The organism is Lewinella sp. W8 (assembly GCF_004375085.3).
GTDB lineage: Bacteria > Bacteroidota > Bacteroidia > Chitinophagales > Saprospiraceae > Neolewinella.
The window spans coordinates 1-9,166 of the sequence record NZ_SNAQ03000001.1; the positions used below are offsets into that span (position 1 = coordinate 1).

7 protein-coding genes are annotated in these 9,166 nt (G+C 55.0%); all 7 read left to right on the top strand.

The genetic code is table 11. The annotated features are described in order from the left end of the window. The first annotated feature begins 384 nt into the window (after positions 1-384). The 7 genes from E1J53_RS00005 (at position 385) to E1J53_RS00035 (ending at position 9,052) form a co-directional block, all read left to right on the top strand. Positions 385-1,071: a hypothetical protein gene (locus E1J53_RS00005; RefSeq protein WP_134269929.1), complete on the top strand. Its 687-nt coding sequence runs from the start codon at positions 385-387 to the stop codon at positions 1,069-1,071. A 130-nt stretch (positions 1,072-1,201) separates the two neighbouring features. Beyond that, on the top strand, positions 1,202-2,212 hold the full coding sequence (locus E1J53_RS00010; protein WP_368671720.1) for a hypothetical protein: 1,011 nt from the start codon (positions 1,202-1,204) through the stop codon (positions 2,210-2,212). A 91-nt stretch (positions 2,213-2,303) separates the two neighbouring features. Further along, a complete protein-coding gene (locus E1J53_RS00015) occupies positions 2,304-3,878 on the top strand; it encodes a phosphate ABC transporter substrate-binding/OmpA family protein (protein WP_134269931.1) in 1,575 nt (524 codons plus the stop codon). A gap of 12 nt (positions 3,879-3,890) precedes the next feature. Further along, complete coding sequence (locus E1J53_RS00020; protein ID WP_368671721.1) at positions 3,891-4,892, top strand: sensor histidine kinase; 1,002 nt, start codon at positions 3,891-3,893, stop codon at positions 4,890-4,892. A gap of 139 nt (positions 4,893-5,031) precedes the next feature. Continuing rightward, entirely contained in the window at positions 5,032-6,141 is a 1,110-nt protein-coding gene (gcvT, locus tag E1J53_RS00025; protein ID WP_134269932.1) for a glycine cleavage system aminomethyltransferase GcvT, read from the top strand. A 72-nt stretch (positions 6,142-6,213) separates the two neighbouring features. Then, positions 6,214-7,140 carry a bestrophin family protein gene (locus E1J53_RS00030; RefSeq protein ID WP_134269933.1) on the top strand — a complete coding sequence of 309 codons (927 nt, stop codon included), beginning with the start codon at positions 6,214-6,216 and terminating at the stop codon, positions 7,138-7,140. A gap of 37 nt (positions 7,141-7,177) precedes the next feature. Further along, positions 7,178-9,052, top strand: coding sequence for a CocE/NonD family hydrolase (locus E1J53_RS00035; RefSeq protein ID WP_134269934.1), 1,875 nt, complete (start codon positions 7,178-7,180; stop codon positions 9,050-9,052). The last annotated feature ends 114 nt before the right edge of the window (positions 9,053-9,166 follow it).

A 9,166-nucleotide genomic window follows, 5' to 3' on the forward strand; every position in this document is an offset into this window, starting at 1 on the left:
CAACGTAATCGAGCTGAACGTAAGCGAGCTCGGCGGAGCTACCGGTGTACTGAGCTACACGGTAACTGCCGGTGACTTCACCGCTACGAAGAAGATGGTAGTTGTGCGCTAAGCATAAACTGATCATCTAGCTACCCGAGGGTAGCGATTGAGGACGGCCCCTCCGAAGCAATTCGGTGGGGCCGTTCTCGTTTTAGCTGATGAGGGCCGTCAGAAGATGAATAACTGCGAACCTGGCCTGTCTGAAACCGGAGGGTTTGAATCCGTCGGGCAGGATCAACAAGTAAACTGCCGGGCAGGGCGAAGGAGCCATCTCTGTGGCGGAAATTTTGGCTTACTTAAGAATTTGATCGTAGCTTACCGAAGCTTACTTACTCATTCATTATGTGGAAGAACCTTAAGTCCTTGTTCATCGTAGAAGAACCAGAAAAGGGCAAGAAGAATACAACTCAATCCCCCAAAACCGCCCCGGCAGGAAACACGGCCAAAACGCCGGCGAAAGCCCCTGCCTCCGATAGTACTCCTCCCACGGCAACTACGGGGCCGGTGACCGGTGCCATCAACGATCGATTCGTTAAGGTGCTGATGGAAGCAATGGAAACGGCAAATCTTCCGGGATTTGACTATCTGGAATATAAAAAGGCGCTCCAGAACTTGAAGAAGATGAACTTCACGGACGGCGTCCGATTCCAAACGGCCTACGCGGCGGCTCAGGGAATGGGAGTTACTCCTCAGCAGTTAACGGATTCAGCGCAACACTACCTGAACATCTTAAAGAAGGAGGAACAGAAGTTTCAAAAGGCTCTCCAGGGACAAAAGAGCCAGCAGATTAAGGACAAAGAGGCCCAGCTCACCCAATTGGATCAACAGATTGCCGGACAGGAGGCAAAAATCAAGGAGCTCAAGGCTCAGATCGAGAAAACCAGAAAGGAGCAACAAAAACTTCAACAGACTATTTCGAAGAGCACCCAAAAATTGGCGACTACCCAGGCAGATTTTGAAACCACTTACTCCACCATTACCGCCGGAATCACCAAAGACATTGAGTTGATGAAGGAGTATCTGAAATAGTCGAGAAAATCAGGACGCTCGTCGAGGAACCAAAACTTTGACCTCGTGAAGGCTTTTTGTTAAGGCCAACGGGTTGATTATCTTTGACCATGGCGTAGACCAGGAAAAATTAAATATGGAAGCACCACAAATGAAACAGAAGTCCTTCTGGAAAAGACCGGAAGGTATTACGGGCCTCATTTTCTTGCTGGCCGCGATAGCTGGCGTCGGATTTGTTGTCACTACTTTCGGCGCGGCAATTATGTCGTTTATCAGCACCACAATTGGCCTCGTAGTTGCGCTGGCCGTATTGGGAGCGATTGTTTACATGGCGCTGGACCCCAGGATGCGTAACCTCATATTCTACATGTACAAGAGTGTGATGCGTGCGATTACCGGTATGTTTGTCCAGATTGACCCCATCGGTATTCTGAAGACTTACGTGGAAGAGCTGCAGAATAATCTGCGTAAGATGAATAAGCAGATCTCTCAGCTCCGCTCTCAGATGCATAAGCTGAAGGAGCTCATTGTGAACAATGAGCGGGAAATCAGCAATAACCTCAAACTTGCCGGAAAGGCGAAGGAGACCAACAAGCGGAACGTAATGATCCTGAAAAGTCGTCGGGCCGGACGATTGAAGGACAGTAACATGCGCCTCGAGGAACTCTACAAGAAAATGGAAGTACTGTATCGGGTACTGACTAAAATGTACGAGAACAGCCAGATCCTTGCCGAAGACATCAAAGATCAGGTTGCCGTTAAGGAACAGGAGCGGAAGGCCATTCACGCCAGTCACGGCGCGATGAAATCTGCCATGAGCATCATCAACGGAGATCCGGATCAGCGGGCCATGTTTGATATGGCAATGGAAAACATCACCGAGGATGTGGCCAATAAAGTTGGTGAGATGGAACGCTTCATGGAGCTTTCGGCCAATTTCATGGACTCCGTAGACCTCCAGAATGGGGTGTTTGAAGAAGAAGGCATGAAGATGCTCGAAGAGTGGGAAAAAGAATCAACCAGCCTGTTGTTGGGCGAAGAGAAGTCCCAGCTCCTACTCAAAGCCGAAAGCGATTCTGAAGTGCTTGATCTCGATGCTCCCATCCCGGAGCGGCAGCGGACGGGCAACAGCAAGAACCAATACGACTCATTCTTCGAGTAAACCACACACACACACACTTTACCGTAGAACATTCCTATTCCTATCCCTAAACTCCAGCCTTGAGCGGGAGGGTAGGTTATCCTAAAAAATTATGGCACGCTTAACAACCTTCAGTAAGCTACTCATCACGATCCTGATCCTGCTGGCGATCGTTTTCGGTTTTAACTTCCTCACTGGGGGCAAACTCCTCGACGGAATCCTCAACCAGGGTAACGGAACCACGGCCACCACGAGCGGGAGTGATGATAACGGTGGCTTCTTTGGAGGAGGAAGCAGCGACGGAGACCCCATTCGGGTGGGCGTAGTAACCTGGGGGGGATACGCTGGTGGCCAGTACTTCAACGAAGGCTTCAAGCCTTCCGCCGAAAGCCGGTTTAAAAAAGAATACGGCATTGACGTCGAATTCGTCCTGAACGACGACGTACCCGCTAGCCTGAACGCATGGAAGAACGGTGATATCGACGTACACTGGTACACGATTGATGCCATGCCCACCATCATGCCGGAATTGCAGGCCTTTGACCCGGTTGTTCTGTGGCAGGCAGACTGGTCGCGGGGAGGAGACGCCATCGTCGTTAAGCGGGGCATCAATTCGGTAGCGGACCTCAAGGGCAAGACCGTTGCCGTAGCCGAACTCACGCCCAGTCACTCTTTCTTGCTGTGGCTCCTGGATGCCGGTGGCCTGAAGGCTTCGGACATCAATATTCTCGCACAGCCTTCCGCCATCGAAGCGGCTGCGGCCTTCAAGAGTGGGCAGGTAGACGCTGCGGTTGTTTGGTCTCCGGACGACGAACTGAGCGTGCGTGCCGTAGCGGGCGCCAAGATTCTGGAAAGCACCCGTTCGGCGTCTAACATTATCGCTGACGTCTTCTTTGCCAAGCGTAGCTACGTGGAAGCTAATCGCGATAAACTCCAAAAACTCTACGAAGGCTGGATGCGCGGTGCCGCAGAAATTAACGGATCAGACGCCGCCAAGCAAAAGGCCGCGCGTATTCTCGGAAGGGAAATGGCGCTCAGCGAAGCGGATGCACTCGGCATGATCAACAACGTTCGACTCACCACCCACGGCGATAACGTTAACTTCTTCGAGCAGAACAGCAGCTTCCGTGGCGTAACGGGGGGAGACCTTTACCGCAGAATGGCTCAGGACTACAAAAATCTCGGATTTATTTCGGGTAGCGTAGCCCCCTTCCGGACGGTAGGCTACGGAAACCTTGTCGTAGACGCCAACACGAATTTGGCTGGTAACGAACACCAGGCCGAAGCCCGGGCGGATTTTGCTCCGGTGAGTGAATCCGAGGGAGCATCCAAGGAAGCCATCGCCACGAAGCGCATCAGTATCAATTTCGCTACGGGAGTTTCGACCCTGGATGATCTGGCCAAACAGATCATCGACGAAGAATTCGTACCCATCGCGAAGGCCTTCGGTAATTCCCGGATTCGTATTGAAGGAAATACGGATAATACCGGTGGCCGGACCACCAACGTAGAGTTGAGTAAGCGACGGGCTCAGGCAGTGGCCAGTTACCTGATTCGCGAATACAATATGGATGCGGACCGCTTCATCATCATCGGTAATGGTCCGGACAAGCCCATTGCCAACAACAGCAGCCCCAGTGGCCGGGCCCAGAACCGCCGTACGGACTTCGAACTGGTCAAGGAGTAAGCTCCCCCGCCCGTGAGAAGACTACCACTGATTACCTATGCCATTATTGCGTATATGCTGTTGGCCTTTGGTTGGTGGTCCGTGCTTCTGTTAAGGAAAAATGAGGAGGCACACGTTGCCAACGTCAATGAATTGGCCTACCGGATGGCCGTGGAGAGACGTATTGAGGCCCCCGCAGACTTCCGGGAGACCCAGCGATACCGGGACCTGACGAGCCAGTTTGAGCGACAGCAGGCCATGATCATTGGGGAAGCCGTGTTCCTGGTGCTGAGCCTTGCCGGCGGCATCTATCTGCTCTTTCGGAGCCTCCGGCAGGAAATCAGTGCGGCCCAGCAGCAGCGAAATTTTTTGCTGAGTATTACCCACGAGCTTAAATCACCGTTGGCCGGCATTCGATTAGTGCTGGAAACCTTTCAGAAACGCAAAGAACTCAAACCGGAAATCCAGCAGAAGCTGAGTACGAACGCCCTGGCCGAAACGGACCGCCTGACGGCCCTGGTCAATGACTTGCTGCTGAGCGCCAAGCTGGAAAACGTCTACCAGATCAACGAAGAAGAGGTGGACCTGGGAAGCCTGATTCAGGACGCGGCCGATCAGGTAGCCATGAAGTACAAAACGGCGAATATTCACGTGGATATCGAAACGGATCTGCGCCCCGTCGTCGGTGATCGTCTGGGCCTCACGAGTGTTGCCGTCAACCTCCTGGAGAACGCCGCAAAGTACAGTCAGCCCAACCCGGTCATCCATACCAGTTTGCAACGTGGCGGAGCGCGGGAACTCATTTGGGAAGTTTCCGATAATGGCATCGGCATCCCGGATCGGGAAAAGCGCCGGATCTGGACAAAATTCTACCGGGTGGGTAGCGAAGATACCCGGAAAACCAAGGGAACCGGTTTAGGACTCTACATCGTCAAGCGACTTGTTGAACGCCATGGCGGGACCCTGGAGGTCATGGATAACGAACCGAAGGGTACGAAATTCATGATTTACCTGCCCACTAAAGGAGCCGACTAATGCAATAGCTGGCGCGGACGACAGGGTAGGGGAAGCCCCCCAAACACACCCGGGAGGGATTTTATATCCGTACCATTGGATGGAGCAGGGCTAATTCGGGGAAAAGCACGACCTTCGCCGCACAGCCATAACCAATCGTATGAAAACCACACCACTGACTGAAGTCCACCGCGCGCTGGGCGCCAAGCTGGTTGACTTTGCCGGCTACGAAATGCCCCTGACCTATACCTCACTGAAAGAAGAGCACCAGGCCGTTCGGGAAGGAGTAGGCATGTTCGACGTCTCGCACATGGGCGAATTCATCGTGCGGGGACCGGGAGCTCGTGATCTGGTACAGTTCGTCACCAGCAATGACGTTGATCGATTGGAAGAAGGACAGGCACAATACAGCTGCCTGCCGCGCCCCGAAGGTGGCATCGTGGATGACCTACTGGTGTACCGGCTGCCGGCTAACCCCCAGATGGACTCCCAGTCCGGGGAGCCCTCCTACATGCTGGTCGTGAACGCCAGCAACATCAAAAAAGACTGGGACTGGATCAGCAGCCACAATTCTTTCGGCGCGGAAATGATTGACATCAGCGACCGTACGGCATTACTGGCCGTTCAGGGGCCCGGGGCAACGGAAGCCCTGCAGCTCCTGACGAATACCAAACTGGCCGAGATCCCCTACTACCACTTCCGGCGGGGGACCCTGGCGGGAATCGACAACGTCATCCTTTCCGCCACGGGCTATACCGGATCCGGAGGGTTTGAACTTTACCTGGCGGCAGAGCACGCAGAAAAAGCCTGGAACGCCATCATGACGGCCGGAGCGGATCTGGAGATCAAGCCCTGTGGCCTGGGAGCCCGGGATACGCTGCGACTGGAAAAGGGGTATTGTCTTTACGGCAACGACATCAACGATACCACCTCTCCGCTGGAGGCGGGGCTGGGGTGGATTACCAAGCTCAAGGCGGGGGACTTCGTCGGCCGGGATTTCCTGGTGAAGCAAAAAGAGGCGGGGCTGACGCGTCGTCTGGTCGGCTTCAAACTGGAGGGGCGCCGGGCGCCCCGTCAGGGCTACCCGATTCTTGACGCTGAAGGTGAAACCATCGGGGAAGTCACCAGCGGCACCCATTCCCCCTCCCTGGATTACCCCATCGGACTGGGATACGTGAGCACGGGCAACCACACGCCCGGCACGGCCATTCAAATTGATCTCGGGCGGAAACAGCTTCCGGCGGAGGTAGTGAAAATTCCCTTCCTGTAGTCAGCGAAAAAGAATCGGTATCGGGTAAGTGGTGATGGCGGCGTATTTTGATTGCAAACCTGACGCTTACCCATGATTCTTTATAAATCCAATGACAATTGGTTTGGTGACATGAGCCACTTGTTCCGCTCGTGGACCATGACCAAAATCTTTCGCTCCGTGATTGGCATCGGAGTGTATGCGGCCGCCTTCGTCTGGGTGGTGGAAACCTACCAGTGGCACGATTATCTGGTCATGGACACCATGATGTTCTCCCTGTTGGGGGTCATCCTGTCCATTTTTTTGGGGTTTCGGACCAACACGGCCTACGATCGCTGGTGGGAGGCGAGAAAGCAGTGGGGAGCCCTGGTCAACAATACCCGAAATATGGCCATCTACGTTGACAGTATGTGGCCGGCCGAAGATGACGGCATCCGCCGGTTCATGGCCCGGCACATTGCCAACTTCTGCATCGCCCTGGCCGAGCACCTGCGGCAGGGGACGGACCTTGATCAACTCGTTGGGGTGAGTCCGGAGGAACGGGCCTACTACGAGACCAAAGACCATATTCCCAACTTCATCGCCCTAAGGATCTATCAGCGAATGGCCGAGGCCCACCGGAGGGGCGACATCAACGAAGGGGACTACATCAACATCAAGGCTCAGCACCAGAGTTTACTGGATATCCTGGGGGCCTGTGAGCGCATCAAAAAAACGCCCATCCCCTTCAGTTATGCCGTGTATCTGAAGATTTTCATCACCGCCTACGGCGTCCTGCTGCCCCTGGGATTGGAAAGCAGCTTCGGGTGGACCACCGTTCCCCTGACCATGCTGGTCTTTTTTGCTCTGCTGGGGGTGGAATTGATGGGCGAGGAAATCGAAGACCCCTTTGGCTTGGACTGCAATGACCTGCCCACGAGCAGTATTGCACAAACCATCCGGCGTAACGTCTTTGAGATTCTGGAAGACCGTACTCCCGCACCGGAGGATCCCCGGGAGCTCTACACGAAAATATTTTAGGGGTGGGTTTGCTATCTTCCGGGCAAAAGCCCATTTCATGAGAACCAAATTTAGCTTGCTTCTACTGGTCATTCTGTGCACCTGCGCGCGCGCCCAAGACAGTGAAGCCTACCAAAAACTGGCCGAAGTCGCCATCATCGAGCAAAAGATTATGGTGCCGATGCGGGACGGGAAACGGTTGGCCACCGACGTCTATCGCCCCAAAGGTGACGGCAAATATCCCATCGTGTTCAGCCGCACCCCCTACCAGATGAACGGCTGGGTGGACGGCGAGGAGCGCACCCGCACCTACCAGCGTGCCCTGGAATGGGTGCAGGACGGCTACGCCTACGTCGTCCAGAACGAACGGGGCCGCTACTACAGTGAAGGTGAATGGGACATCCTCGGTGTTCCCCTGACGGACGGATACGACGCCCTCACCTGGATGGCCGAACAGCCCTGGAGCAACGGAAACGTGGGCCTTTACGGTTGCAGCTCCACCGCCGAATGGCAAATGGCCGTGGCCAGCCTCGGACACCCGGCCCTGAAGGCCATGGTGCCCATGGGGTACGGCGCCGGCGTGGGAAGAATCGGCGACTACTACGAACAGGGTAACTGGTACCGTGGTGGCGCCCAGCAAATGCTCTTTACGGCCTGGCTGTACGGCGTCCAGCACGATCCCATGCGCCCGCGCTTGCCGGAGGGGATTGACCGCAAGGACCTGCTGCGCCTTCAGCGCTTTTATGACATGAGCCCCGAATATCCGCGGGTGTCCTGGAAGGAAGGCCTCAAAACCCTGCCGGTGGAGGACATCATCCGGGCCCAGAGTGGTCCCATGGGCATCTACGAAGAGATGATTACCCGTAAGCCCAATGATCCCAAGTGGTATGAAGGGGGACTGTACCACGACGACATGCCCTTTGACGTGCCCACCTTCTGGTTCACGAGCTGGTACGACGTGTCCATCAGTCCGAACCTGGCACTGTTTAACCACGTGCGGAAGAACGCCGAATCCGCCGCGGGACGGGAAAACCAGTACCTCGTCATCGCTCCCACGCTCCACTGTGCCTATACCCGGGCGACGGAAAACACCATCGTCGGGGAGCGCAGCGTGGGCGATGCCCGGCTGGATTACGACGACCTGATTCACGGTTGGTTTGATAAGTGGCTGAAGGGCACGGAGTCGACGCGCATTAAGGCGTTACCGCGGGTGCAATACTATACGATGGGGAGCAATGAATGGAAGCAATCCACGGCCTGGCCGCCACCGGCGGCCGAGATGGTCAACTTCTTCCTGGACAGCGACGGCGGGGCCAACACCATGTACGGCAACGGACGATTGGTCGCTACTGCTCCGGCCAAAGATCAGGCCGATAGTTTCGTCTATGACCCCATGAACCCCGTACCCAGCTACGGCGGAAACGTTTGTTGTACGGGGGATGCCGTCCGGGGAGGCGCTTTCGACCAACGCCCCATGGAAACCCGCAACGACATCCTGGTGTACACCAGCGAGCCCTTTAAGGAAGGGACGGAGATGAGTGGTTTTGTGGAAAGTACCCTCTACTTGTCCAGCGACGTGAAGGACACGGACCTCACCATCAAGTTGATTGACGTGGACCCGGAAGGGAGAGCTTACAATCTGGACGAGACCATCCAACGGGTCCGGTACCGGGAGGGCTACGATAAGGAAGTCTTCATGGAAGGCGGGAAAGTCTATAAAGTGGACCTTACGCCCATGAGTACCAGCAATTACTTCAAGCCCGGCCACCGGCTGCGGATCGAGGTCAGCAGCAGTAATTTTCCGCGCTTTACCCGTAATTTGAACACCGGAGGGAACAATTACGATGAGGCAAAAAGTGTCGTGGCCCGGAACGTGATTCATCACTCGAAGGAGTACCCCAGCGTGGTCCGAATACCGGTGGTGAAGCAATAGAAAAACTCCTGCGGGATCGAAGAGCCTGGACAAGTTTTTGTCTAGGCTTTTTGATTTGCAGCTTATACAAAAGCGGGTGAAAAGCGCGAGAACTAAGATGAATCGTGCGTAAAA